Raw genomic sequence first — 26833 nt, 5'->3', positions numbered from 1 at the left:
ATTATTGAACATCAGGCTAGATTTATGAAAAAGGCACTTCTTTATCTCATGTTGCTGGTGCTATTTCCGGTCGCGTTAGTGATTATCATCACCCCAATGGATAGCCAAAAACAATACATCTTTGGCCTAATCAGTATTGGCATGCTGTTTTTATTGGGCCGCGGTGAAAGCCGAAAGGTCACGGTGGTCATGGTGATTCTCACGTTATTAATGTCAACGCGTTATATATACTGGCGTGCGACCGAAACGCTGCATTTTAATTCCGAGATTGAAACTATTTTGGGTATCGGCTTATTTATTGCCGAGGTCTACGTCTGGGTTATTTTGATGCTGAGTTTCATGCAGACCCTATGGCCGCTACAACGTGGTATCGAGGCGCTGCCGGAGGATACCAATCTGTGGCCGACCGTGGATGTGTACGTCCCGACCTATAACGAAAGTCTGGACGTGGTGAGGGACACAGTGCTGGCGGCGCAGTGCATGGATTACCCGCAGGACAAATTCAAAGTCTACCTTCTGGATGACGGCAAACGCAGCGAGTTTGCGGTGTTTGCCGCAGAGGCTGGCGTCGGCTATATNACCCGCGACGATAACTCGCACGCCAAGGCGGGCAACCTGAACCATGCCATGCAGCTCACCAACGGCGAACTGATTTGCGTCTTTGACTGCGACCACGTGGCGAAACGTATCTTCCTGCAGGCGACGGTGGGCGCGTTCCTGAAAGACGACCGGCTGGCGCTGATGCAGACGCCGCNCTACTTCTACTCCCCCGATCCGTTCGAACGCAACCTCAAAGCGGCCAGACAGATGCCGAGCGAGGGCGAGCTGTTCTACGGGCCGATCCAGCAGGGGAATGACTATTGGAACGCCACCTTCTTCTGCGGCAGCTGCGCGGTGATTCGTCGTACGGCGCTGGAAGAAGTGGGNGGATTCGCCGTGGAAACGGTAACGGAAGATGCGCATACGGCGCTGAAGATGCAGCGTCGGGGCTGGAAGTCCGCGTTTCTGGCGATCCCGCTGGCGGCGGGGTTGGCGACCGAGCGACTGGTGCTGCATGTCATTCAGCGTACCCGCTGGGCGAGAGGGATGACGCAGATTTTCCGCGTCGACAATCCGCTGTTGGGAAGAGGACTGACCTGGCAGCAGCGTCTGTGTTACCTCAGCGCCATGCTGCACTTCCAGTTCGGCCTGCCGCGCGTCATCTTCCTGACTGCGCCTCTGTCTTATCTGTTGTTTAACCTGAACATTATTCATTCATCGGCGAACCTGATCTTTGCCTACGTGTTGCCGCATCTGGTGATGTCGGTCTACCTCAATGCGAGGATGAACGGACGTTTCCGCTACAGCTTCTGGGGGGAAATTTATGAAACGGTCATGGCGTTCCACCTGATCATTCCGACGTTGCTAACCCTGCTCTCCCCGCGTCACGGCAAATTCAATGTGACGGATAAAGGCGGCTTGCTGGACGTGGGCTTTTTCGACTTTCGCATCGTACGACCGCATATCGCGACCGCTGTCCTGCTGTTCGCGGGCATTGTCATTGGCGCCGTTCGGGCCGTCGGGCACCACTATTACCACGTCGACCCGTATGTTATCGCCCTGAACGTCGCCTGGGCCTGCATCAGTCTGCTGATTTTAATGGCGGCTATCGCGGTGGCGCGGGAAACGAAGCAGACGCGGCAGACCATCCGTATCGACGTTGAGCTGCCGGTTATTATTCACTACGCCAGCGGCATCGCCTCGCGTACGGTGACGGTGGATCTGTCGATGGGCGGCGCGCAAATCAAAGCGCCGGATCAGCGTCACAAAACGGACCCCATTGAGTGCCTTGAGCTATTGTCTCGCGCGGGTGAAATCGCGCTGCCGGTAAAGTCCGTGAGTTTCGATGACAGTACGATCCGTCTGCAATTTGATGAAATCCCGCTATCGCAACGCCGTGGTCTGGTGCGCGTCGTGCTTTCGCGCGCGGATGCCTGGATTGACCCGCCTTGGCCGCGGGATAACCCGCTGCGCTCCTTCGTGACGGTATTCCGAACGGTGTGTGAATTCTTCTGGCTGACCTGGAAGGGAAAAAAGAAGGCGGGGCCGACGCCGTCAGCCTTACCCTCAACGACCGAAGGGATGCAGCAAGAGGATAAAACGGTATGATGTACAGATTGTTAAGGACGCCTTCTTTATTGACGACGGTTTTGCTGCTGTGCCTCTGCGCCGCCGCCGCTGCCGGGGAATCCAGCCGTCCGCTGTCGTTGATTGATGCCCCGCTGCCTGACGAGTTGCCTCGAATTCCCGGCGCGTATGACACCGCTTCCCCTCCCGCGATGCCGTCTCAGACCGTCCCCGCGTTCAATGCGTCGTCTGGCGTTTACAACCAACCGATCAGCAGCACGATTTCCGTGGCGCAAATGGGGCAAACGCAGGGCGTCGCTTTAAGCGGCGGTCAGTTGCAGGCTGGTTTGAGATTCACGCTCTCCGCCGATCAGGTGGTGACTGCCGCCCATTTGGCGCTGAAGTTCGCCGTTTCTCCGGCGTTGGCCCAGCGCAACACCGCGCTGCAACTGATGCTGAATGGACAGCCGCTGGGCAATGTGCCTCTGACCACGAATGGACAGGAGACCGGGACCTATCAGATAGAGATCCCCGCCGCGCTGGTGGTTTCCGACAACAACCTCAGCTTCCGCATCATTAATTCCGATCGCCTGATGTGCGAGCGCGACAATGCACAACAGTACAGCGTCATCATTCTGCCCAGCACCATGCTGCAACTGGAAGAGCAGCAGTTGAACGTCGGGGCGGNCATCGGCAACTTCCCGCGGCCGTTTATCGACTCCATGCAGATGGCGACGGCCTCCGTGCCGATGGTGTTCCCCGCCGAGCCGACGGCCGATCAGGTGAGCGCGGCGGCGCTGGTGGCGTCCTGGATGGGGGGGCAGGCCAACGGACGAGATATTATTTTCCCCGTGAAGCGCGACAGCATGCCGGAACAGAACGGTATTTTGTTCGGCTATCCGGGCCAGAAGATCGGCCGCGTGACGCTGCCCCAGGTCGATGCCCCGACGTTGCAACTGGTGGATAACCCCGACAATCCGATTTACAAGCTGCTGTTGGTGGTGGGGAAGGACGAGCAACAGCTAAAACAGGCTGCCTATCATCTCGTCAGTCAGCCGTTGACTGCGAAACAGACATCCATCACCGTCACGCCGCTGACGCTTCCGCGCCATAAGAGCTACGACGCGCCGCGCTGGATCAGCACCGATCGGCGTGTCCGGTTTAGCGAACTGCTGGAGCCAGGGCAGAGCATGACGTCCCTAGGCATCTGGCACTCCGCGCAGAACCTCAAGTTCCGGGCGGCCCCCGATCTCTTCCTGTGGGACGGCGAAACGATCCCGGTGCACATCAACTACCGCTTCCCGGCGGAAAGCTGGATTGACGAACATCGCTCTGACCTAAACGTCACGCTTAATGGCACTTTTATCAATAATTTACCAATGGTAAAGGAAGGTCTGCTGGAGCAGCTTTGGCGTCGGCTGGGGGGCGACAATCGTCAGGAGTCCTACACGCTGAAGCTCGACCCGTATCTGATTTACGGTTTTAACCAGCTACAGCTCTACTTCAACATCCGGCCGAAAGCGGATGCCCCGTGCAGCGTACTGTTGAACAACAACATCAAAAGCCGCATTGAGAACGACTCGTGGATAGACCTGACCCGCACGCGTCACTTCACGATGCTGCCTAACCTGTCGTATTTCATCGGCGCGTCGTTCCCCTTCTCCCGTCTGGCTGACTATGCACAGACGGTGATGTTGCTGCCGGAACGCCCTTCAGATCAGGAGATTGGCACGTTGCTTGACATGGCAGGCCGCTCCGGCGATGCGACCGGCGTCAGCATCAACCATAACCAGGTCGTATTCGGCGTGCCGAAAGAGGGGGTAGAGCGGCATCGGCTGCAAAACAGCGATGTGCTGGCGGTCACGACGTTAGCGCATGCCGGATTTAACACGGCGCTGCTGGCGGAGTCTCCATACCAGACGGACGGCCATGCGCTGGGGGTTAAAATGCCGAGCGTGCCGGAAAAATTGGTCAGTTGGCTGACCGGTGACTGGTCTCGCCATCCGATAGACGCTGACCGCTATTTCTCATCGAATGAGTTCTGGCGCGGTTTTGTCAGCTATCGCTCCCCGTGGAACCCTCAACGCGTGGCGGTAGTCGTGTTGGCGACGAACGACCAGCAGTTGCAGCGGCTGCACGGCGATCTGACGTCGACGCGTATCACCGCGGCAATCCGGGGCGATACCGCCATCATCACCGATGAGAACGGCATCCGCAGTTTTCGGGTCGGCCCGCAGTTCCCCAGCGGGCAAATGCCCTGGTACATGATGATTATCTGGTATGCCAACCAGCATGCCGTCATTCTGGCGTTTGTCGCCTTAATCATGGCTTCGTTAGGTGGAGCGGTTTTGTATCGCGTGCTGAAACGCCACGCTCATCGCCGTCTGCATCCGCGGGACGAGCGTGACTCAGGTCGGAAATAATTGAGCGATCTATGAAAAAGAACACACTGACTGCCACAATGCTTCGGTTATCGTGCCTGGTGGGGGCGGCGGCCCTGTCCGCGCCGACGCTGGCGGCGGACAACAACAACCCGGCGTTCCAGGCGCTGTTCGATCAGGCGGAATATTGGCATCAACGCGCCCACGACGATTTGGCCAAAGGCGCGCTGCAAAAGGTGCTGGCGGTTGACGCCGACAACACCCGCGCGATTTACCTGATGGCGCTTTACTCTCAACAACGCGGCGACAACGCCGAGGCGACGAAGTGGCGCGCGCGTCTGGCTGGCATTTCGCCTCAGGACCCTCGGTTGCAGGCGCTGGACAACTCCCGGCGTTGGCAGGATATTCCCCCTGCTCAGCTGGCGCTGGCCCGTCAGCAGGCCCGCAGCGGCAACATCGCCGCCTCGCTGCAAACCTGGCGTAACCTGTTCGACGGCGGCCAGCCGCCGGCCAACGTCGCAGTGGAATACTATCTGACCATGGCGGGCGACCGCACGCTGTGGCCGCAGGCGGTGGACGGCCTGCGTCAGTTCACGGCGGCGAATCCGCAGGATACTCAGGCCCGGCTGGCGTTGGGTAAGGCGCTGNCCTATCAGGAATCCACCCGACGGGAAGGGCTGCGGCTGCTGGATGCGATGGCCTCGGGCAATCCCGACGTAGACGGCGCCATGCGTCAGGCACTGCTATGGATGAGTCCTCAGCTGGACGACGCGCCGCTATACGACAACTACCAGCAGCGGCACCCGCAGGATAACGCGGTCATGACGCACTACCGCACCCATGTCGGCGGCGCGGCTATAGGAAAAGGGTTCGCCGAGCTGAACAGCGGCGATACGGACGGCGCGCAGCGGGCATTTGAACAAGTACTCCAGGCCGCGCCGCAGGATGCGGATGCGCTGGCCGGTCTCGGTTATATCGCTCAGCGTCGAGGCGACTACGCCAGCGCCGCCAACTATCTGGAGCAGGCGGCGAAGCAGGGCGGCGAAAACAGCGTCGAACGTCAGCAGCAGGCGGAGGACGCGCGTTTCTACGCGCAGCTGAGCGNGGCGCAGCAGGCGATGAAAACGGGAAATACGCCGCAGGCGCTGGCGCTTAGCGAACCGCTGATGCAGGCCGACGGAGAACGCGGCATTGCCGTTCGTCTGTTTCGGGCCGATGTGCAACGGCGCAGCAATCAGCTGACGCAGGCGGAACAAAGCTATCGCGATGTGCTGACGCTGGATGCGAACAACAGCGCGGCGAAGGAAGGACTCTACTATGTGCTTCAACGGCAGAATCGCAGTACGGAAGCCGAGGCCCTGCTGGCTGAGCTGCCGGACAGCGTGCGCCAACGTCTGGCGCCGCGCGTGGCGGTGGAGGAAGGCAGCGCGTCGATGAGGCGCGCCGCGGAGCGCGAGCGGGCGGCGGGCCNCCCAGCGCAGGCTATCGCGCTGTTGCAGCAGGCGGTACAGCGTTGGCCCGCCGACGGCTGGGTAAGATACGATCTGGCGCGCATCTACAAGCAGCAAGGGGACATGACGACAGCAGCCGATGTGATGCAGCCGCTGTACCGTCCCGGCGCCGGCGCCGAGCAGCTGTTCGCTGGCGCGCTATTCGCCAGCCAGAACGGCGCCTGGCAGCAGACCGGAACGCTGTTGGCTCGCGTACCGGAACGCCAGCAGACGTCCAACATGCGCGCGCTGGCCCGTCGGGCCAGCTTCAACCTACAGATGCAGACGGCGCGGGATTATCTTAAGACCGGTTCCAACGTCGCGGCGGCCAACACCCTGAAAGCGCTGGCGGTTAACCCGCCAGCCGATCCGCAGGATGCCGGTGAGCTGGCGCAGGCGCTGGCGTCGGCAGGCGATGTCGCCGGCGCGGTCGGCGTGGTGCGCAGCAATATGCAACGCGGGGTTCAGGGCAACGCGGGCGATTATGCGGCCCAGGTGGCCGTATTGAATCAGGCCGGTTTAAGTCAGGAGGCGCAAGCGTGGCTGAGCAATCCGGACATGTTGTCCCGCAGCACGCCGGAGCAGTTGGCCTCGGTGCGCAACGGCGGCGTGATTCAGGAGGCGGATCGCCTGCGTGAAGCCCGACAGTATGCGGCCGCCTACGACAAGCTGATCGGCGCGTTGCAGCACGATCCGCAGAATACCGATTTGATGCTGGCGATGGCGCGGCTCTACCAGTCCGGCAAGATGAATCAGGAAGCGGCAACGGTCTATGACTATCTGATGACGCGCGATACCCCCTCGCAGGATGCGCGCGTCGGCGCTATCGACGTGGCATTGGCGCAGAACGACGTTTCGAAAGCCAGCGCGCTGGCCGATGGCCTGCGCGACAAACAGACGCCGGAGCGACTGCTGTTGCTGGCGCGCGTGGCGGACGCGAAAGGCGACAAAGCGCAGGCGCTGGCTTATCTGCGTACGGCCCGCGGAAAAATGATTGGGCTGAGGGGGGCGGAGTCCGGCAGCCTGCCGGTGATTGGCGGACTGGCGCTTTCGGATAACCCGTTTATCAACCGGACGACGGAAAGCACGCGGCGGTCGCCGTCGACCTACGGCAGCGTGATGCCGTGGCAGCAGCGCGACGAGACTANCGACTATCGCGCGGTGAGCGGGCAACGCCTCGACGGGACGCAGGGGACCACGACGGCCTCCGCGCAGAACGGCACCTTCCGTCAGATAAACCAGATGATGGATGCGCTGGAGAGCGACACCGGCACCTGGACTCAGGCCGGGGTGCAGGTGCGCGGTCGGGACGGCGAGTCCGGCCTCAGTAAGTTAACCGAGGCGAAAGCGCCGTTGACGTGGTCCAGCGCGCCGTTGGGCGAAGATCGCTTCAACGTTACCGTTACGCCCGTGACGCTGAGCGCAGGAAGCGCCGAAGACACCTCCAGCCGCCGCTTTGGGCTGGGAGCTATCCAGCAATCTATCAAGGCACAGGCCGAATCTTCCTCGGACAGCTTCAACCTCGACAAGATCACGGCGGACTCTCCCGGAGCACAGAATGCCACCGGCGTGGAGCTGAATCTCGCGCTGACCGGTAAGCAGTACAAAGCGGACATCGGTTCGACCCCGCTGGGGCAAGATCTCAGCACGCTGGTGGGGGGCGTTCAGTGGTCGCCGAAACTGACCGACTTCCTGACGCTGGTGCTGACTGGCGAACGCCGGGCGGTCACCGACAGCCTGCTGTCCTACGTTGGCGCGCGCGATGCGTTCGGCGGTCAGAAGTGGGGCCGCGTGACCAAGAACGGCGGAACGGCGCTGCTGAGCTATGACGACGGCGACGCCGGTTTCTATGGCGGCGCGGGGGCCTACAGCTATCTGGGCGAAAATGTGAAGAGCAACAAAAGTCTGGTGGCGAATGCAGGAGCTTACGTGCGTCCCTATCACGATAGCGAGCGTGAGCTGAAGACCGGCATCAGCCTGTCGTGGATGGATTTCTCCCGCAACCTGAGCTACTACAGCTACGGGCAGGGCGGCTACTTCAGCCCGCAGAACTTCGTCTCGGTCGCTTTCCCCATCGACTACACCCAGAAATACGACGATTTGAGCGTGAAGATCGGCGGCGCGCTGGGCTATCAGTCCTACTCGCAGGATCGCAGCGCTTACTATCCGAACAACCCGGAGTGGCAGCGAATGTTGGAAACGGCGGCGGCGCAAGGCCTGACTCAGGAAGCCTACTACCCCGGCACCAGTAAAAACGGCATCGGTTACAATCTGCACGCCGGGGCTGACTATAAGATCAATCGCAACGTCACCATCGGCGGTCAACTCGGTTACGATACTTTCGGTGACTATAACGAAAGCCACGCGCAACTCTATTTCCGCTATAGGCTTGGAGGCGAATAAGCATGAGTGAATGGCAGCAAACGACCTTGCAGTATTATCGCCAGCAGCAGTGCCCGCCGGGCTGGTTTGATCTTCTGGGGATCATCATCGAAAATATGATGAACAACGTTGGCGAAAGCGAAGGTCAGGCCTTTCTCCAGCAAATGGGCGAGGCGCTCGCGAAACGGTATCCCTTACCGGCGGCTTTGACCGTGGCAGATCTGGAGCGGGAGGTCAATGCGGTGCTGGCCGTGTTTGACTGGGGCTATGTCGAATTGCTGCCGGGTGGCGCGTCGCTGGAGATCCTCCACCTGGCGCTGCCTGCCGGAGAGGGTGCGCTGAGCAAGGCGCGCTGGCTGATGGCGATCAAGGCGGTGTTGCAGGGGCTGTATGCTCACTGGCTGAAAGAGCAGGGCGGCGGCGCTCATGTGCCGCTGGNCGGTGAAGTGACCGACGGCGAGACGGCTCTGAGATTTCGTTATCAGAATAACTAGAGGGTAAAGCATGATACAGCCATTGCGGCATTGGACTATGGTCTTGCTCATGGCGTTATGCAGCACGAGTGCGATAGCGGCAGATCAGGGATGGGATAGCTATAAAAGCCGTTTTTTAACGGTGGACGGGCGAATTCAGGATACCGGCAACAACAATGTCAGCCATACGGAAGGGCAAGGTTTCGCCATGTTGCTGGCGGTGCATTATGATGACCGGAGCACCTTCGACCGCCTGTGGTCATGGACGCAGGCCCATCTTAACAATAAGCAGAATGGCCTGTTCTACTGGCGTTATGCTCCGACGGCGGCCGACCCGGTGGCCGATAAAAATAATGCTTCCGATGGCGATGTCATGATTGCCTGGGCTTTGTTGAAGGCCGGTGAGAAGTGGCGCAATGAGCCGTATCTTCAGGCGTCGGACAGCCTGCAAAAAGACATCATCGCGCACAATGTGACCCATTACGCCGGACATACGGTAATGTTGCCGGGTGCGAACGGTTTCAATAAAGGCACTTACCTCGTTCTCAATCCTTCTTATTTTATCTTCCCCGCATGGGAAGATTTCTCCAAGCGCAGCCGTTTGCCGGTATGGCATCAGCTGATCGAAGACGGAATGGTTCTGCTGAGCAAGACGCGGTTCGGCGATGCCAATCTGCCGTCCGACTGGGTGGCGCTGAACGCCGATGGCACGACCGCCCCGGCTATGAACTGGCCGTCGCGCTTTAGCTATGACGCCATCCGCATCCCGCTGTACGTTTACTGGTATGACCGTGAAAGTCCGGAGCTGAGTACGTTCCGTCTGTACTGGCATGGTTTCCCGCGTCTTCGTACGCCAGCCTGGGTCGACGTACTGAATAATCATACCGCCCCTTACATGATGAACGGCGGCCTGCTGGCGGTGCGGGATTTGGCGATGGGCGACAGCCATCAGGTCAATGATGTCATCAGCCCTGAAGAAGACTACTACTCTGCCAGCCTGCATCTGCTGGCTAACCTGGCGCGGGTCACTGCCGACGTCCGTTAACCCCACCGGCGCAGCCGTCGCCCGGCAGCGCCTGTTTCAGACTGACAAGAGCGCCTTTTTTTGATGCTCGGCCACTGACGGAAACACTTTCCTCAGAAAAATCCTTAAACCTTTTAACCGACTCCCCTTTGCATCCTATAAACTTGGCGCTCGAGATATACTGTACGGCTGTTTTTCCCCGTGCGTCGGGGTTTTGGGAGAATAGGTTTGCACGTTCGTCGTTCACTAACTATCAAACAGATGACGGTGATTTCGGCAGTGTCGGTCACCGCCGTCTGCCTGTTTATCGTGATCCAGCTGTTCCATTTCGTGCATCAGCGACGGGATGATTACGTGCGCCAGCTGGAACATATTGCCTATTCTGTGCGAACGCCTCTGACCAATGCCGTCTTGCAGGGCGATGTGGTCGAGGCCGACGGCCTGCTAAACAACCTACTACCGGTCGGCTTCCTGAGCCGGGCTTATCTGGTGCTCCCCGGCGAGCTGCACACGCTGCATGCCAACTTCCCGTCCGAGCGGCCTTTGCCGCGGTGGATCGCTCGTACGTTCAACCTGCCGATAGAAGTCTCGATTCCGTTATATTCCTTGCCGCAGGTGCCGGGTTCGACGCCGCTGGCGCATCTGGTGTTGCAGGCTGACTCGTACCGGATGTTCCAGTTCATCGTCAGCACCTTTTCGACCCTGCTGGTCACCTATCTGCTGCTGGCGCTGATCCTCTCGGTGGGCATCACCTGGTGCGTAAAACACCGTGTCGTCANCCCGCTGCGATTAATCATCAAGGAGTTGCAGGACGTATCCTCCGAGTCTCTGCCTGACTGTCCGCTGACGATGCCGGAGCGGCACATCGACGATGAGCTGGGCATGCTGGTTCGTAGCTATAACCGAAATTTGCGGCGGTGGAAGTCGCACCGGCGCGCGGGGGAGGGGGGACTGGCAGACAAAGCGACGCTTATCGACGCCTTATCCCGCCAATGTGAACCGTTCTGTCTGTGCGTGGTGGGGCTGGAAGCGGATACGGTCCTGGGACAAGACGATCTGCTGCCCACGCTCGCGGCGCTCCGGTCCGTCATCGGCGAGTCCGGTTTGCTGGCACGGCTCGATAACGACGAATATGCGATGTTGGCCGCCGTGCCGGCAGGAGCCGATTTTGCTCAGGTATGGGGACATCAACCCCTTGCCCGCCTGCGTGAAGGCGGATTGCGCGAAGGCGTGCACATCAGTATCGGTCTGCTGACGGTGCTGGACGAGGTGGCGCAGAAGGAGGCTAATGCCGCCGGGCAGTGGCTGGCGCAGGCCCGTCTTACGATGGAGCAGGCGCGAGGCGCGGGTCGCGNCGGCGTTCTCTCCGTCGTTCTCTCTCACGCGTCCTCTTTGTCTTAACGCTGCCGTTACTTTTCAACGCGTGGGCGGCGATAGCGCCTATTTAAATGACTTAATAACTGACGGTGTGTTAGTACGGCCTCCATCCTCCTCTCCCGCAGATATTGTTATCAGGCTGTTTTTGCNCTCTTTTTATTCATGATCCGTTGATGCGATTCAGCTCTTAACTCTCACCTTTTAGTCACATACTTAAGTTAAAAAAGATATCTGCGCTGTTAATGCAATGTTACTTTTTGCGCAATCACAGGTGGCGGTGTCATGCCGTTTTCGTCCACGTGTGCACTCCTACCCAAGGACATAATGATGAAAACATCAATCTTTAATAGTTTGTATTTTCAAGTGATTGTGGCAATTACCATCGGGGTTCTACTGGGGCATTTTTATCCATCTATCGGCGAGCAAATGAAACCGTTTGGTGATGGTTTCGTTAAATTAATTAAGATGATCATCGCACCGGTGATCTTCTGTACGGTCGTGACGGGCATCGCCGGCATGGAAAGTATGAAAGCGGTGGGCCGGACCGGCGCCGTCGCCCTGCTGTACTTCGAAGTGGTGAGTACGATCGCGCTGCTTATTGGGCTGGTCGTCGTCAATCTGATGCAGCCGGGCGCGGGGATGAACGTCGATCCCGCCACGCTGGATGCGTCTCTGGTCTCCAACTACGCCAGTCAGGCGGCGGAGCAAGGCGTCATCCCGTTCCTGCTGGACATCATTCCCGCCAGCGTGATCGGCGCGTTCGCCAGCGGCAATATCTTGCAAGTGCTGCTGTTCGCGGTGATGTTCGGCTTTGCGCTGCACCGTTTAGGCGCGAAAGGGAAAATTGTTTTTGATGTGATCGAAAGCTTTTCCAAAGTCATTTTCGGCATCATCAACATGATCATGCGCCTGGCGCCGTTGGGAGCGTTTGGGGCGATGGCGTTTACTATCGGCAAATACGGCGTCGGCTCGCTGGTGCAGCTGGGACAGCTGCTGGTGTGCTTCTACGTGACCTGTCTGCTGTTCGTGATTCTGGTGCTGGGATCCATTGCCCGCGCCACCGGCTTCAGCATCTTCAAGTTCATTCGGTACATTAAGGAATCACTGCTGATTGTTCTGGGGACGTCTTCCTCCGAGTCGGTCCTCCCACGCATGCTGGAGAAAATGGAGAAGGCGGGCTGTAAGAAGTCGGTCGTGGGGCTGGTGATCCCGACCGGATATTCCTTCAATCTCGACGGCACCTCCATCTACCTGACGATGGCGGCGGTGTTTATTGCGCAGGCTACCAACAGCCACATGGATATCTGGCATCAGATCACGTTGCTGGTGGTGTTGCTGTTGTCCTCGAAAGGGGCGGCGGGCGTCACCGGCAGCGGATTCATCGTGCTGGCCGCCACCATCTCCGCCGTAGGCCATCTGCCGCTTGCCGGGTTGGCGCTGATTCTTGGGATCGACCGCTTTATGTCGGAAGCCCGCGCGCTGACTAATCTTGTCGGTAACGGCGTCGCGACAATCTTCGTCGCCAAGTGGGTCGGCCAGTTGGATGAAAAGCAGCTGAATGAGGCGCTGGATAACAACAAACCCTCTAAACCGGCGCCCTCTTCCCCGCCTGTTTCCTGACGTTCCCGCCTTTCCGCCAACGGCCCACAGCGAATATCAACGCTGTGGGCCGCTGTTTATCGGATGAGTCCAAATTCAGCATTTTCCACTTTTTTCGGTATATTTCGCCTGACTAAGTGACATCGACGAAAGCGCGCGGTCCAAGCGAATGGTACACTGCGCCTCTGTTTTTTGAGAGGTGAGTACACCGTGTGGTGACCGCAAAACCGTCACCGTAATCCATAAAATGCACGTCTTCAGAGAGTGATGAAAAAGCAGGGGTTCACATGCAGGGAACCAAAGTCAGCCTTTTATTCGGTGGCGTTTTACTGGCGGTTTTCGGCCGTTTTGCACTGGCGGAAGAGCTACAGCCCGATCCCGCCTGGCAGCAGGGTAAGCTGGATAACGGCTTTAGCTGGCAGCTTCTGACCACCCCTCAGCGTCCCAACGACCACCTCGAACTCCGTCTGGTGGTGAATACGGGATCGTTGAGCGAAAACACACAGCAAACTGGATTTTCTCACGTCATTCCCCGCCTGGCGATGATGCCTAATGCATCGTTTACGCCGGGCCAACTGGCGGCATTATGGGCATCTTCTCCCAACGATGATCGGCCGTCGCCAGTCGTCGTCTCCTACGACTTCACCTCCTATAATTTGAGCCTGCCGAATAATCGACCGGAGCTGTTGAAAGACGCGCTGAGTTGGCTGGCGGAAACCGCAGGTGGTCTGTCAATCGACGACCAAATCATCGGTACGACACTGCAAAAGGGAGACGGCGNCGCCACGTTGCCGCCGAATCCGCACGATCCCGTCTGGCGCTACCGCCTTCAAAACTCCATTCTGTTGGCGCACAATCCGGGGCAGCCGGTCAAAACGCCGCTCACGGCTGAACCATTGCTGGCCTTCTACAAAGCGTGGTATACCCCGGATGCGATGACGCTGTATGTCGTGGGGAACGTCGACTCCCGCGCCATCGTCGAGCAGATCAGGAAGGTTTTTTCGCCGTTGGAGGGCAAACGCGCGACGCCGGCGCCGCTGCCGGTATTGTCTGCGTTGCCTGTGGAACCGGCCCGACTGATCGGCGTTACGGGCAGACCGGACTCCATCGCGCTGGTCTGGGATACGGTCTGGCAGCCGATTCGGGATTCAAACGCGCTCGCGCGCTATTGGCAGCGCGATCTGGCGCGGGAGGCGATGTTCCAGCGCGTAGAGCAGGCGCTGGAGAGAAGCGCGCTGAAAGAGGCCAAATTGCGTTTCGACTGCAATGTCTTATATGGACGCGCGCAGTGCTCTCTACATATGGACAACCTGAACGGCGAACAGCTGGTCGAGGGCGTGACGCTGGTGGGCAAAGCGCTCAGCGCCTTGCAGGATGATGGCCTGACACAGGCGGAATTTGATGCGCTGGTGGCGCGTAAAAACGAAGAGCTGGACAAGCTTTTCGCCACCTATGCCCGCACCGGCACGCAGATTTTGATGGAGCAGCGGCTGCGCTCGCAGCGAAGCGGCGTGGTGGATATCGCGCCGGAACAGTATCAGCAGCTGCGTAAACATTACCTCTCCGCGGTGACGCTGGGATCCCTCAATCAGGCGCTGCGCCTGCAACTGGCGCAAAATGCGACGCTAGTGCTGCAACAGCCGCCGGGCGAACCCGAGGCCAACCTGAAAGAGTTGCAAGATAGGTATAACGAGTTGATGAAACCGGCGGAGAGCGTCGCGCCTGCGGCGGATGAAACGGCGCCCGCTTCGCCGTAGGTTGAGTGAGCCGGAGGCAGGCACGCGCCGCTTTTAGGGGGTTGTCGCCCCGGCGTTATTTATCATCACTCGATCGAGGGGGGAAACACAGACCGCAGCGCGGTCTGTCATCAGAAGGGATTGGCGTCCGGCGTGTCACCGCCGGTTCCCGCGGGGTCAGGACGACTTGCGCCGTTCGATGATGCTCTGTCCGCCGACGCCCATGTTCTCTGGCTCGACCTCATCAATCATCACGATGATTTTGGCCGGGTCCTTTCCCAGCGCTGTCTCCAGCNCCTGCGTGATGCCATTAATGACCTGCGCCTTTTGCTCGGCGGTGGTGTCCTCTTTGAGGATGCGAACGGTAACAACCGGCATACATTTCTCCTGTCGGGGTAACGTAAACGGCGGCCGAGCCGCCGACTGTTAGGAAGCCGCAACCGGCGGTTCGGCTGTGTCCTCGGATATATGATGATGTCTGGGTTTAGCGGTGGCGATCCACGCGGCGCAAAAGAGCGTCAGCTGGGCGAAGAAGTAGAAAAAGGTCATCAGGCCGATCACCGAGCCAAAGGCTGCGCCAGAAGGCGAAGACGCCAGTTTGGGCAGCACGACGGTCATAATAAATTTCAAGATTTCGAAACCGACCGCGGCCAGCAAGGTTCCGCGTAACAGCGCCTTACGATTGGGTTTCCGTCGGGGAAGAACGCCTAATATCCACAGAAATAACAAATAGTTGGCGAAGATTGAAATCGACAGCGCGATCAGCGTCATGGCGGGCCGCAACCACTCGATCCCCTCCAGTCCCAGCGCGATGACAATTCTGTTTTGCGCGGTCCCGGCGACGGAAGTCAGGAATAACGTGAACGCCAAGGCGATCAATAGTCCCAGCAGCGACAGAAAATCCCACAGGTATTGAAAATAGATTTTCTCTTCATCGTGCGGATTGCGTTCCCACTTTGCGCGGAACTGCGCGCGGATGGCGTTTCTCAGGTTACCTATCCAATTCACCCCGGAGTACAGCGCGATCAGCAAACCGGTCAAACCCACGGTGGTACGCTGCTGTATCGCCGTATTTACCGTATTTTTCAGCGTATTAGCGAGGTTAGGATCGCTGATGCTATTGACGATGCGGCTGATCAGCTCCGTGAGCAAATCGGGATTTGAAGCCAACACGAACCCGACCGTGGCGAAAGAGACCATCAGAATGGGGATCAGCGACAGAAAGGAGAAGTAGGTGATGGCGGCCCCGAACTGGCTGCCCATGCGGTCATTGAACCGTTCGACGGCGCGAATAAAGTGCGCGACGTAAGGCAGAGACTGAATCCATTTGCTCCAGCGGGTCAGCCGGGCGATAGGGTTTTTCTCCGCCGGGGACGCTGCGTCCTCTTTGGAAGGGATAGGGGCCGGTGTATTGTCAGGGGGCCGTTTAGGTGTTACGGACATGTAATAAAACCTCTTACGCGCAGTTATCCATCCGATTGATTATAACCGAGATACTCTCAATAACAGTTCTACGCGGGCTTCCGTCAGGAATAGACGGGCAAATAGGGCGTCATGGTCGTGGTTGCAAAGGCCGTTCAGGNCCTCGTTAACGCCCTGAACGGTAAATATCAGCTCAGTTTCAGCGTGCGGAGAATATTTTCCGCCTCGGTTTGCGCCTGCTGCTGATTTTCTGCGGGGAGTGTGATTTGCAGCGTCATCAAATGGTCGCCGACGATGCCCAGGACGACGGAGGAGTAAGCTTTCTGACCGCTACTGGAGATGATGCTGTCTAATTGCTGCAGCTTGTGGCCGTCGACATCAATGGTTTTATTGGTGACGACCTGCAGATTGGCGTCGCGGGTACGCTGCTGGTCTTCCAGACGCTGGCTCAGCACCGGCAGATCTTCAGTGGTGCTGTCGCCCAAGATAACGATGACCGCTTTTTGTCCGCTTTTGTTGGCGTACACGTGCATGTTATTGGCCTGGTTGCCCAGTTTTCCGCTCTGGTCCCTCAGGTCTGCGGGCAGTGTGAACGTCAGTTTGCCGGAGAGCAAAGAGATCGTCTGGCTACTCTGAGCCTGTGCGGCCGCATCCGTGGCGGAAGACGTCTCATCGTTTTTGCCATCGCAGGCGGCCAGCGTGGCGGCCAGCAAGCCGATTCCGATAAATTTTACAACTTTCGACATAGCAGCTCTTTCCTTAACCAGAAAACATAATGCTGCTATGCGAACCGATTCAGGCAGTAAAAACAAGCGTTTTGTTGTCACAAAGCCTGTCTGTCGGCCCCTTTCGGGGCAATCTGGTGTTATGCCGTCTGCGGCGTCCTGCCGCTCAAACGCTTCAGTAGCATGTTTAGCATGATNCCGTACATCGGCAGGAATAGTATCCCGCAAATCAGGATCTTGAAGGTGTAATCCACCAGCGCGATTTCGACCCAGTGAGCGGACATAAACGGGTCCGGGCTGCGATAGAACGCGATAAAGAAGAATGCCAACGTGTCGCAGAGGTTGCCCAGCACCGTGGAGGCCGAGGGCGCGACCCACCAGGCGCTGAGCTGTCGCAGGCGATTAAAGACGTGTACGTCCAAAATTTGTCCCAGCACGTAAGCCATAAAGCTAGCGCAGGCGATGCGGGCGACCACGATATTGACCTGACTCAGTGAGGCAAAGCCCTGCCAGGTGCCGTCGTAAAACAGCGCGGAGACCAGATAGGAGATCGCCAATGCCGGGATCATTACCAGCAGAATAATGCGTCGCGCCAGTGGCGCGCCGAAAATCCGCACCGTCAGGTCCGTCGCCAGAAAAATAAATGGGAAAGTGAAGGCGCCCCAGGTGGTGTGAAAACCGAACACGGAAACGGGGAGCTGCACTAAGTAGTTACTGGAGGTGATGATCAGAATGTGGAATAGCGTAAGCCAGCACAATGCTGTCAGCCGCTGCTGCGGCGTAAATCCAAACATGTTGCGNCCTTTTTGGTTTATGGGGTGAGGGAACCCAGTGATAACGTCCTGCTTCGCGCGGACGTCAATAAAACGGCATCATACCTATTTCTGTTTTCTTTGAACATGGGGGGGTAACGCGGCTTGCACCCTGATATTCGCAGCGTAAACTAAGGCCGCTATCCAACGATAATCCCTTTTGAGACTCGCTATGACCGATACTTTTGCTCAGGCCGACCGCACTCTTGACGTGCTGGGACTGCGCTGCCCGGAACCCGTGATGCTGGTGCGCAAGACGGTGCGTGACATGGCTGCGGGAGAGACGCTGCTGATTATTGCGGATGACCCCGCGACGACGCGTGATATCCCTGGATTCTGCCTATTTATGGAGCACGAGCTGTTGGGTCAGGCGACGGAAGCATTGCCCTACCGTTATCTCCTGCGCAAAGCGGGCAAATAACCCGCGTCTCCCCGCTTCGTGCTCAGCCATAAATAGAACGAACGATCAGGAAATGGCCTCCGAAATAGCAGATGGCCAAAATCACTTGATGCGCCGGGAATTTAAAGCGGAAGTGATAAATCAGCCAGGACGCATGCCCGATGAAGAGCAGGGCCGCACCGACCAGCAGCGACAGGTTGTCGTCGGTGCTCGCTGCAAAGTAGGGACCGCCCGCAACCCACNCCATGACGGCGGTCATGGCGATGAATGCGCAGACCGGCAGACGCAGCGTATCCAGTCGGGTCCACAGCATCGCGACCAGCAGCGCCGACACGATGGCGAGCAGCAGTGGCAGTGGCCAGAACAAATTCAGCGTCATCTGGGTGGACAGGAAACTGATGGTGTAGAGCAGGTGCGCCGCGAAGTAAGCGCCGATGGCGTACAACATTCGCTGCGCGGGCAGCAGCAATAGGGTATCGCCGGCGATGGTCGCCAGCAGACCCAGAACAATCAGGTAGGCCGGGACGTTCAGCATCGGCGCCTGCCAGGCCAGCGCGATCAGCAAGAGTAAGGTAAGAGGCTTGAACAGCCAGCGTTGCCAGGTGGGACCACGATAGCTGGCGTCGACGTAAAGCCAGCCGGAAAAAAGAACGGCAATAAATGACCAAAGCATAGAACGTCCTCAAAGGTGGGAAATTCAGACGGCCAGCAGCAGGGGCGCGACGGGGCGAAATTCGGCTTCTGGTATGCATCTGCACAATGATTGTTCTTTCAGTGTAGGTGATCGACCCTCAGCCGGACAACGCAGGATGGCGGATGCGGGTATTATAGAGGCATCATGCTAAGGTAGCGCCGGATAGGTGGCAGTAGTCTTGATTAATCGCTCAAGAAGGAGAATGTTGTTGAATGAGTAATGAATCCGCACTCTACCGCATTCAATTTATGAACAATGGCAAAAATTATCAGCTTTATGTGCGAGAGTTGGTGCAGAGCGCGCTGTTTGGCTTCATCGAAATCGCGGACTTTGTGTTTGAAAGCCCGTCGGAGCTGCTGGTCGATCCGAGTACAGAAAAGCTGAAGACCGAATTTGCCGGTGTCGNCCGCAGCTATATTCCGCTGCAGGCGGTGATTCGCATCGATTCGGTGAAGGAGCGGGAGCGCGGCAGCTCACGGATTGCCGAACTCGGCGACAATGTGACCCATTTCCCTTATCTGCCCGGCAAGAAGCCCTAATTTTTGTTCCAAGGCATCCGCATCGTATGAGCGGATGCCCTGCGCCTAGCGCATGTTCCGCTTGCTGTCCTGCGGCTGATTACGCTGCCACGCCATCAGCTCGAATACCCCGAACAGGAAGATCTTCAGTTGCGTCATCCCGCTGATGGGCGGGGCGTCCTTCGGCTGACTGGCCTTCAGCAGCAGATATTGCATGCCGTGCATCAGTATCATGAACACCATCGCCACCGTCATGAAGATATTCAACGGCCGCGGAAAGGGCTGAATCAGGTTCATGATCAGAAAGGCCCACACGCCCAGCATCACTAATCGTCCGAGATTAATCCAAATAACCATAATGTCCTCTGAGGTTGCCGGTCTGTCAGCCGCGCGCGTAAAGCCGGTAGGCGACCTGGCCTGCGACTTTTTCGCGGTGCAGCTGCCAGTTGGCCGGAAGGTTCAGGGTGCGGTTTTCCGCCTCTGTTTCAATATAGATCCAGGCGTCATCCGCCAGCCAACCTTGTGTTTCCAGCAGGTTGACCGTGTTGTCCAACAATCCCTGTCGAAACGGTGGATCGAGAAAGACCACGTCAAAGGCCTCTCCTGGCTGAGCCAGCCACTGCAGCGCATCAGTATGGATCACGCTGGCGTTTTCCGCCCGCAGCAGCGAGAGATTTTGGCTGAGCTGACGAGCAATGCCGCGTTCAGCCTCCAGCAGCGTGGCGTGAGCGGCATACCGCGACAGTGCTTCCAGCGCTAATGCGCCGCTGCCTGCAAAGCAGTCCAGACAGCGAGCCTGCTGGATGACCGGCGCCAGCCAATTAAAGAGTGTTTCCCTCACGCGATCGGTAGTGGGGCGCAGGCCGGGGCTGTGCGGAACGGGAAGTTTTCTTCCGCGCCATTGGCCGCCGATGATTCGAATTTGTCCGGGTGCGGATGTCGCGTGTTGTTTTGCCATAGCCTGCCATTCACTGAGGTTCGTTACCGGGTGCAACCGTATAGGGTTGAAAGTAGCGCTATTCTAACGGGGCAGGGCCAATCGAGGAAAGGCAAAGATAGTTGCGTGTTGAACGGCATAGCCACTTGCGCCACACGTCGTTTTTCTCCTTGAATATTGAAACACTTGGTTACGCAGATTGTCTGCGTTCAGGGCCGTACGCCGCGTGTTGCTGCGGTCGGGAAAGTGTTAAACTCTGCTCTTTATCGACTTCATAGATTATTCATCATCTGAACTGGATGGCGAGGAGCGCAATTACAAGATGGCTAAAAAGAAGAAGCGCGGATTTTTTTCCTGGCTGGGATTAGGACGTCAGGAAGAAGCAAAGACTGAGCAACCGCAGACCCCACCGGAATCAGGCGAGATGGCGCACTCGGATCCGGATGCGCAGCTCGTATCTACTGAAGCCCCGGCGCCGCAAGAGGCTGAACGCCAGCCGTTAAACCCGGATGATGACGCGCCAGCGCCCGTTGAGCGTGAAGAGGCCGCCGAGGCCGGGCTGGAAGCCCCGTTGGGGGAGATGCCGGAAGAGCCGGCTGTCGTCGACAAACCTGTTAACGAGCCGGTCACCGCCACCGCTCAGGAAGCGGCGCCGCAAGCGTTCGAAGCACTGGATAGCTCGGTGCAAACCGCATCGCTGGAAGACGTCCTGTTGCAGGAAGAGGCTCTGGAAGAAGCGCGTCAAGATGTGGAAGACACGCCGGAGGACGCTGCTTCGGATCGCCAGGCGGCGTTGCAGGAGATTGACGAGCTGGAAAGTCTGGCGCCGGGGGCCTCTCCGGAAGAGATCGCGTTCCAAGCCCAATCGGAAGAAGCCCCTGAAGCCGCCGAAGCGGCCATGCGGACTCCATCACTGGTGGACGAGTCTGCGGAGACCATTGACGAAACGGCGTTAACGCCTGCGCCGATCCAGGAGCAGGAACGTCCCACCAAAGAGGGTTTCTTTAGCCGTCTCAAGCGCAGTCTGGTGAAAACCCGGCAGAATTTGGGTTCTGGATTTGTCTCATTGTTTCGCGGTAAGAAAATTGACGACGATCTGTTTGAAGAATTGGAAGAGCAACTGTTGGTTGCTGATGTGGGAATGGACACCACCCGCAAGATCATCGGCAGTCTGACGGAACACGCCAGCCGCAAACAGTTGAAAGACGCGGAAGCGCTGATGGCGCTGTTGAAAGAAGAGATGGCCGCCATCCTGGAAAAAGTGGATGAGCCGCTGAACATTGAAGGCAAAACGCCGTTCGTCATTCTGATGGTCGGCGTGAACGGCGTGGGTAAAACCACCACCATCGGCAAAATGGCCCGCCAATATCAGGCTCAGGGCAAGTCGGTGATGCTGGCCGCGGGAGATACCTTCCGCGCGGCGGCGGTGGAGCAACTGCAGGTCTGGGGTGAGCGTAACAACGTGCCGGTCGTGGCACAGCATACCGGGGCGGACTCCGCTTCCGTTATCTTTGACGCCATTCAGGCGGCGAAAGCGCGCGGCGNGGATGTACTGATTGCCGATACGGCGGGCCGTCTGCAGAACAAATCCCACCTGATGGAAGAACTGAAAAAAATTGTCCGGGTGATGAAGAAACTGGACGATCAGGCGCCGCATGAGGTGATGCTGACGCTAGACGCCAGCACCGGCCAGAATGCGGTAAGTCAGGCTAAACTGTTTAACGAGGCGGTCGGGCTGAGCGGTATCGCCCTCACCAAGCTGGACGGGACGGCAAAAGGCGGCGTGATCTTCGCCATCGCCGATCAGTTCGGTATTCCTATCCGCTATATCGGGGTAGGTGAGCGCATCGAAGATTTAAGGCCATTCAAGGCTGACGATTTTATAGAGGCACTTTTTGCCCGTGAGGACTAATACGGATGATTCGTTTCGAGCAGGTCAGTAAGGCGTATCGCGGCGGTCGCCAGGCGTTGCAAGGCGTTGATTTTCACGTCCGACCCGCGGAGATGGTTTTTCTGNCCGGCCACTCCGGCGCCGGAAAGAGCACCTTACTGAAGTTGATTTGCGGGATAGAACGGCCGAGCGCGGGACAGATTCTGTTCGGCGGTCATGACATCAGCCGCTTGAAGAAAAGCGAGATCCCGTTCCTGCGTCGTCAGGTCGGCATGATTTTCCAGGATCACCATCTGCTGATGGACCGCTCCGTGTATGAAAACGTGGCGATGCCGCTCATCATCGCCGGTGCGTCGATGGAAGACATCCGCCGTCGCGTGTCGGCGGCGTTGGATAAGGTGGGGCTGCTGGACAAAGCGCGCAGCTATCCTATTCAGCTCTCCGGTGGGGAACAGCAGCGGGTGGGCATTGCCCGTGCGGTGGTGAACAAACCCGTGGTGCTGTTGGCCGATGAACCGACCGGCAACCTCGACGACGAATTGTCCGAAGACATCCTGCGCCTGTTTGAAGAGTTTAACCGTGTGGGCGTCACGGTGCTGATGGCAACCCATGATACGGGGCTGATCGCCAGCCGCCGTTACCGGGTTTTGACGCTGTCTCAAGGTCATATGCTGGGAGATAACGTCAATGGCTAATCATCAGGTCCGCAGAAAAGAGAAACAGAAACGCCCCGTCAGCAAGGCCCGTGCGCTCAAGGGCGGCTGGCAGGAACAATGGCGCTACGCCTGGGGGAACACGCTGCGGGATATGCTGCGTCAGCCGCTGGCGACGCTGCTGACCATCATGGTCATCGCCATCTCCCTGACGCTGCCGAGCATCTGTTATCTGGTGTGGAAAAACGTCAGCCAGGCGGCGACGCAGTGGTATCCCACCCCGCAGTTGACGATCTATCTGGATAAGGCGCTGGACGACAAGGCGGCCGAGGGCGTCATCGCCAAAATTCAGTCGACGGACGGGGTCGACAAGGNCAACTATCTGTCGCGCAATGAGGCGATGGGCGAGTTTCGCAACTGGTCCGGCTTCGGCGGCGCGTTGGATATGCTGGAAGAAAATCCGCTGCCGGCAGTAGCGATTGTGACGCCCAAAATGACATTCCAGAGCGCGGAGACCATGNCCTCGCTGCGGGATCGTATCTCGTCCATTGAGGGTGTCGATGAAGTGCGAATGGACGACAGCTGGTATTCGCGTCTGGTGGCAATGACCGGATTAGTCGGTCAAATCGCCTTCACGATTGGCGTGCTGATGATCGTGGCGGTTTTCCTGGTGATCGGTAACAGCATCCGTCTAAGCATTTTCAGCCGTAGAGATACTATCAACGTCATGAAGCTGATTGGTGCGACCGACGGCTTCATACTGCGGCCGTTCCTGAACGGTGGGGCGATGCTGGGCCTGTGCGGCGCCGTGCTGTCGCTGATCCTGTCTCAGGCATTGGTGTGGAAGCTCTCCGCGGCGACGGCGCAGGTTGCCGCCGTCTTCGGGACGACATTCGCGGTGAAAGGGATGGGCTGGGATGAAGGACTGCTGTTGCTGTTGGTTGCCGCGATGATCGGCTGGCTGGCTGCGTGGCTGGCGACGGTCCAACATTTACGCCGCTTTACACCGGAGTAAGGGTTTTCTGATATACTCTTTCCTTGCAAAAAGGATGAAATAGTCAAGGGAAGAGTATGAAAAAATCCCTCCCGAAAACGCATTTTATTCCTGATTTATCTTGTTGCGCTGCCATCTTGATATGTAAAAAAAGATGGATAAAATTGTGTGAACTTGTGAGGTAAATCACGCTCTAATAGTGAGCGAATTCTAGATTTGAACGTTGATGTGGGTTAGACATTGTTCGTAATGTTCGACGACATACAACAAACCATGAGAGGGTTGAATGACCAAAGATATGCAAACTTTCACCTTAGTTCCCCAGGGCAGTCTGGAAGGGTATATTCGTGCCGCCAATGCCTATCCGATGCTGACGGCGGAGGAAGAGCGGGCGCTGGCTGAACGGCTGCATTTCGAGGGAGACCTGGAGGCTGCCAAGCAGCTGATCCTGTCACACCTGCGCTTTGTCGTTCACGTAGCCCGCAACTACTCCGGCTATGGTCTGCCGCAGGCGGATTTGATTCAGGAAGGCAACATCGGCCTCATGAAGGCCGTGCGTCGGTTCAACCCTGACGTCGGCGTGCGCCTGGTCTCTTTTGCTGTCCACTGGATCAAGGCGGAAATCCACGAATACGTGCTCCGCAACTGGCGAATCGTCAAAGTGGCCACGACCAAGGCTCAGCGCAAACTGTTTTTTAACCTGCGTAAAACCAAGCAGCGTCTGGGCTGGTTTAATCAGGACGAAGTTGAGCTGGTCGCGCGTGAACTGGGCGTCACCAGTAAAGACGTACTTGAGATGGAATCCCGCATGGCGGCGCAGGACATGACTTTTGATCCGACGCCCGATGATGATGCGCAGTTGGGGCACGGCATGGCCCCTATGCTGTACCTGCAGGACAAAACGTCTGACTTTGCCGATGGCATTGAGGAAGACAACTGGGAAAGCCATGCGGCCGATAAACTGGCTCATGCGATGGAAGGTCTGGACGAGCGTAGCCAGCACATCATCCGCGCCCGTTGGCTGGACGACGATAATAAGTCTACTCTGCAGGAACTGGCCGATCGCTATGGCGTATCCGCTGAACGCGTACGTCAGTTGGAAAAGAACGCCATGAAAAAGCTGCGTACGGCGATAGAAGCCTAACGCGGTCAATAATGGAATACTGCCGAAATCAACGGCCGGGCTTGCCCCGGCCGTTGCTGTTTTCGGACGAAAACAACGCAGAGAGAAACGGCGCGGTCTGCTTTATGGCCGGCTGTATTTCCAGCCGCCGGATACCGGATCAAACCCGCAGGAACGCATAAACGCGTCCATCACACTTTCGCTGACCATGGCATGGTCGGCTGCATCCAGCCACCACTCCCTGATATGCGGCAGCGCTCGCAGCACTTCTCCCACGAGATATTTCCCCACTCCTCGCCGACGCGTAACGTCCCTTACTTGCAGGTCGCAGAGTTTGGCGCTGTCCTCTTTAATTTCAACAATCACAGCCCCTAGCAGGCGATCGTTGAAGCGTGCCGCGAACAGCTGGTGATCGGGAGTCAGGCTATGGGCCAACTGAGTAAAGTTTTGATGCGGCCACAGCGGGGTTAAGTCCAGCTTGTCCTGGTCGGTAAAAGAAGTGAGGCATTCCACGGTCAGTTTCATGCGAGGTGCTCCGATTGATGGCGAAGAGGATTGTAGTGAGTCGTCGTCAGAAAGCTGGTGTAATTTTTTATGTACAGTTTACAGGGCGATGTTTTTCACTTTGGTCATTTTTCGAGTTATTAATTACCTTTCTATATGTCGGTTAGCATAACTGACTAGATATGAAGCAAACCCTGGGGGTTAAGACTAAAATTTTATGCTGTTTACACCGTGACTTACTGTGCGTGCAAGTTGCTATGTAGCATAAAACTCCTGTTTAATGGCATGAAAAATAAAATCTTATTGCTAACTGTTGCTAAATATTAAGCCTAACTTGTTATTACTTATAAAAAAAGCGTGAGTAGTCACGGTTGGCGCCGAAAATTATCGCAATAAATGAAAATTAGAATGGGGTAAACGGGATGAAATTAAGCACAGGCACACTGCTACTGATGGGATGTATGGCGATGACGCTGGGTCACGCTGTTAACGCCGCCGATATCAAGGTGGCCGTCGTTGGGGCCATGTCCGGCCCGGTCGCGCAGTACGGCGATATGGAGTTTAACGGCGCCCGTCAGGCTATTGCGGATATCAACGCTAAGGGCGGCGTCAACGGCAATCAGCTGGTCGGCGTGGAATATGATGACGCCTGCGATCCAAAACAGGCGGTCGCCGTCGCCAACAAAGTGATTAATGATGGTATCCGCTATGTCATCGGTCATCTATGCTCTTCCTCCACCCAGCCCGCGTCGGATATCTACGAAGATGAAGGCGTGATCATGATTACGCCGGCCGCCACTAACGCCAACCTGACAACTCGCGGCTATGAGCTGATCCTGCGTACCACCGGGCTGGACTCCGATCAGGGGCCGACCGCCGCCAAATACATTCTTGAAACCGTGAAGCCGCAGCGTATCGCTGTCGTGCATGACAAACAGCAGTATGGCGAAGGTCTGGCGCGCGCCGTTCAGGACAACCTGAAAAAGGGCAACGGCAACGTCGTCCTGTTTGAAGGTGTGACCGCCGGAGACAAAGACTTCTCTACGCTGGTGGCGCGTCTTAAGAAAGAGAACGTCGACTTCGTTTACTTCGGCGGCTACTACCCGGAGATGGGACAGATACTGCGGCAGGCGCGTCAGGCTGGCCTGAAAGCTAAGTTCATGGGACCGGAAGGCGTGGGTAACTCGTCCCTGTCCAACATCGCGGGCGACGCCTCTGAAGGTATGCTGGTGACTCTGCCGAAACGCTACGATCAGGNGCCGGCGAACCAAGCCGTCGTGGCGTCGCTGAAGGCGAAAAACCTCGACCCGTCAGGTCCGTTCGTGTGGACGNCCTATGCCGCGTTGCAGTCTCTGACCACCGCCATGCAGCGTTCGGGCAGCATGGAGCCTGCCAAACTGGCCGCCGATCTGAAGGCCACGCCGGTTGAAACGGTGATGGGTCCGCTGAGCTGGGACGAAAAAGGTGACCTGAAAGGGTTTGAGTTTGGTGTATTTGAGTGGCACGCAGACGGTACTTCCTCCTCCGTGAAGTGATTGACTGGATTCGTATTACTCCCTGAATACCGTTGTCCTTCCGTCTGCCGACGGCGG

The 26833-nt window shown here is 57.6% G+C and carries 23 protein-coding genes; 15 read left to right on the top strand and 8 right to left on the bottom strand.

What is annotated here, in order from left to right:
* The first annotated feature begins 24 nt into the window (after nt 1–24).
* The 8 genes from bcsA (at nt 25) to RZ35_RS12630 (ending at nt 14589) form a co-directional block, all read left to right on the top strand.
* Entirely contained in the window at nt 25–2148 is a 2124-nt protein-coding gene (bcsA, locus tag RZ35_RS12665) for a UDP-forming cellulose synthase catalytic subunit (protein WP_026743648.1), read from the top strand.
* Nucleotides 2148–4529: a cellulose biosynthesis cyclic di-GMP-binding regulatory protein BcsB gene (gene bcsB, locus RZ35_RS12660; RefSeq protein WP_081825728.1), complete on the top strand. Its 2382-nt coding sequence runs from the start codon at nt 2148–2150 to the stop codon at nt 4527–4529. Before bcsA ends, bcsB begins: the two co-directional genes overlap by 1 nt.
* An 11-nt stretch (nt 4530–4540) precedes the next feature.
* Nucleotides 4541–8380, top strand: coding sequence for a cellulose biosynthesis protein BcsC (locus RZ35_RS12655; RefSeq protein ID WP_026743647.1), 3840 nt, complete (start codon nt 4541–4543; stop codon nt 8378–8380).
* Nucleotides 8381–8382: 2 nt separating this feature from the next.
* Nucleotides 8383–8853: a cellulose biosynthesis protein BcsD gene (gene bcsD, locus RZ35_RS12650; protein ID WP_026743646.1), complete on the top strand. Its 471-nt coding sequence runs from the start codon at nt 8383–8385 to the stop codon at nt 8851–8853.
* Nucleotides 8854–8863: 10 nt separating this feature from the next.
* A complete protein-coding gene (locus RZ35_RS12645) occupies nt 8864–9877 on the top strand; it encodes a glycosyl hydrolase family 8 (protein WP_026743645.1) in 1014 nt (337 codons plus the stop codon).
* 240 nt (nt 9878–10117) lie between these two features.
* Nucleotides 10118–11257, top strand: a complete 1140-nt coding sequence (locus RZ35_RS12640) for a HAMP domain-containing protein (protein ID WP_026743644.1) — start codon at nt 10118–10120, stop codon at nt 11255–11257.
* A 303-nt stretch (nt 11258–11560) separates the two neighbouring features.
* Nucleotides 11561–12853, top strand: coding sequence for a dicarboxylate/amino acid:cation symporter (locus tag RZ35_RS12635; protein ID WP_026743643.1), 1293 nt, complete (start codon nt 11561–11563; stop codon nt 12851–12853).
* 266 nt (nt 12854–13119) lie between these two features.
* Nucleotides 13120–14589, top strand: a complete 1470-nt coding sequence (locus RZ35_RS12630) for a M16 family metallopeptidase (RefSeq protein WP_026743642.1) — start codon at nt 13120–13122, stop codon at nt 14587–14589.
* A 156-nt stretch (nt 14590–14745) separates the two neighbouring features.
* On the opposite strand, the gene RZ35_RS12625 is transcribed toward RZ35_RS12630, so the two are convergent.
* From RZ35_RS12625 to RZ35_RS12610, 4 genes are all read right to left on the bottom strand, one after another.
* The gene (locus RZ35_RS12625; RefSeq protein ID WP_026743641.1) at nt 14746–14946 is read right to left on the bottom strand and encodes a 2-hydroxymuconate tautomerase family protein; all 201 of its coding nucleotides are present in this window, start codon (nt 14944–14946) and stop codon (nt 14746–14748) included.
* Nucleotides 14947–14994: 48 nt separating this feature from the next.
* Entirely contained in the window at nt 14995–16011 is a 1017-nt protein-coding gene (yhjD, locus tag RZ35_RS12620) for an inner membrane protein YhjD (RefSeq protein ID WP_051625568.1), read from the bottom strand.
* A gap of 167 nt (nt 16012–16178) precedes the next feature.
* On the bottom strand, nt 16179–16736 hold the full coding sequence (locus RZ35_RS12615) for a DcrB family lipoprotein (protein ID WP_026743640.1): 558 nt from the start codon (nt 16734–16736) through the stop codon (nt 16179–16181).
* Nucleotides 16737–16855: 119 nt separating this feature from the next.
* Entirely contained in the window at nt 16856–17509 is a 654-nt protein-coding gene (locus tag RZ35_RS12610) for a 7-cyano-7-deazaguanine/7-aminomethyl-7-deazaguanine transporter (protein WP_026743639.1), read from the bottom strand.
* 190 nt (nt 17510–17699) lie between these two features.
* Here RZ35_RS12610 and tusA point away from each other — a divergent pair, with 190 nt between their 5' ends.
* Nucleotides 17700–17948: a sulfurtransferase TusA gene (gene tusA, locus RZ35_RS12605; RefSeq protein ID WP_026743638.1), complete on the top strand. Its 249-nt coding sequence runs from the start codon at nt 17700–17702 to the stop codon at nt 17946–17948.
* 22 nt (nt 17949–17970) lie between these two features.
* Here tusA and RZ35_RS12600 read toward each other — a convergent pair whose 3' ends face one another.
* On the bottom strand, nt 17971–18600 hold the full coding sequence (locus RZ35_RS12600) for a lysoplasmalogenase (protein WP_026743637.1): 630 nt from the start codon (nt 18598–18600) through the stop codon (nt 17971–17973).
* A 233-nt stretch (nt 18601–18833) separates the two neighbouring features.
* On the opposite strand from RZ35_RS12600, the gene RZ35_RS12595 reads away from it, so the two are divergent.
* Nucleotides 18834–19160, top strand: a complete 327-nt coding sequence (locus tag RZ35_RS12595; protein WP_026743636.1) for a DUF1820 family protein — start codon at nt 18834–18836, stop codon at nt 19158–19160.
* A 45-nt stretch (nt 19161–19205) separates the two neighbouring features.
* On the opposite strand, the gene RZ35_RS12590 is transcribed toward RZ35_RS12595, so the two are convergent.
* A complete protein-coding gene (locus tag RZ35_RS12590) occupies nt 19206–19490 on the bottom strand; it encodes a DUF1145 family protein (RefSeq protein ID WP_175527820.1) in 285 nt (94 codons plus the stop codon).
* Between the two features lie 31 nt (nt 19491–19521).
* Complete coding sequence (rsmD, locus tag RZ35_RS12585; protein ID WP_026743634.1) at nt 19522–20097, bottom strand: 16S rRNA (guanine(966)-N(2))-methyltransferase; 576 nt, start codon at nt 20095–20097, stop codon at nt 19522–19524.
* A 301-nt stretch (nt 20098–20398) separates the two neighbouring features.
* Here rsmD and ftsY point away from each other — a divergent pair, with 301 nt between their 5' ends.
* The 4 genes from ftsY (at nt 20399) to rpoH (ending at nt 24758) form a co-directional block, all read left to right on the top strand.
* Nucleotides 20399–21988 (top strand): signal recognition particle-docking protein FtsY, encoded by a 1590-nt coding sequence (gene ftsY / locus RZ35_RS12580; RefSeq protein WP_026743633.1) that lies wholly within the window; start codon nt 20399–20401, stop codon nt 21986–21988.
* 5 nt (nt 21989–21993) lie between these two features.
* On the top strand, nt 21994–22662 hold the full coding sequence (ftsE, locus tag RZ35_RS12575) for a cell division ATP-binding protein FtsE (protein ID WP_026743632.1): 669 nt from the start codon (nt 21994–21996) through the stop codon (nt 22660–22662).
* Nucleotides 22655–23635, top strand: coding sequence for a permease-like cell division protein FtsX (gene ftsX, locus RZ35_RS12570; protein WP_026743631.1), 981 nt, complete (start codon nt 22655–22657; stop codon nt 23633–23635). Before ftsE ends, ftsX begins: the two co-directional genes overlap by 8 nt.
* Nucleotides 23636–23900: 265 nt before the next feature.
* A complete protein-coding gene (gene rpoH / locus RZ35_RS12565) occupies nt 23901–24758 on the top strand; it encodes an RNA polymerase sigma factor RpoH (RefSeq protein WP_026743630.1) in 858 nt (285 codons plus the stop codon).
* A 102-nt stretch (nt 24759–24860) separates the two neighbouring features.
* Here rpoH and panM read toward each other — a convergent pair whose 3' ends face one another.
* Entirely contained in the window at nt 24861–25262 is a 402-nt protein-coding gene (panM, locus tag RZ35_RS12560; protein ID WP_026743629.1) for an aspartate 1-decarboxylase autocleavage activator PanM, read from the bottom strand.
* Nucleotides 25263–25663: 401 nt separating this feature from the next.
* Here panM and RZ35_RS12555 point away from each other — a divergent pair, with 401 nt between their 5' ends.
* Entirely contained in the window at nt 25664–26776 is a 1113-nt protein-coding gene (locus tag RZ35_RS12555) for a branched-chain amino acid ABC transporter substrate-binding protein (RefSeq protein ID WP_026743628.1), read from the top strand.
* The last annotated feature ends 57 nt before the right edge of the window (nt 26777–26833 follow it).

Source organism: Lonsdalea quercina subsp. quercina (assembly GCF_000688655.1).
GTDB lineage: Bacteria > Pseudomonadota > Gammaproteobacteria > Enterobacterales > Enterobacteriaceae > Lonsdalea > Lonsdalea quercina.
The sequence above is the reverse complement of the archived record's forward strand: the minus strand, read 5'-3'. Positions and strand labels throughout refer to the sequence as shown.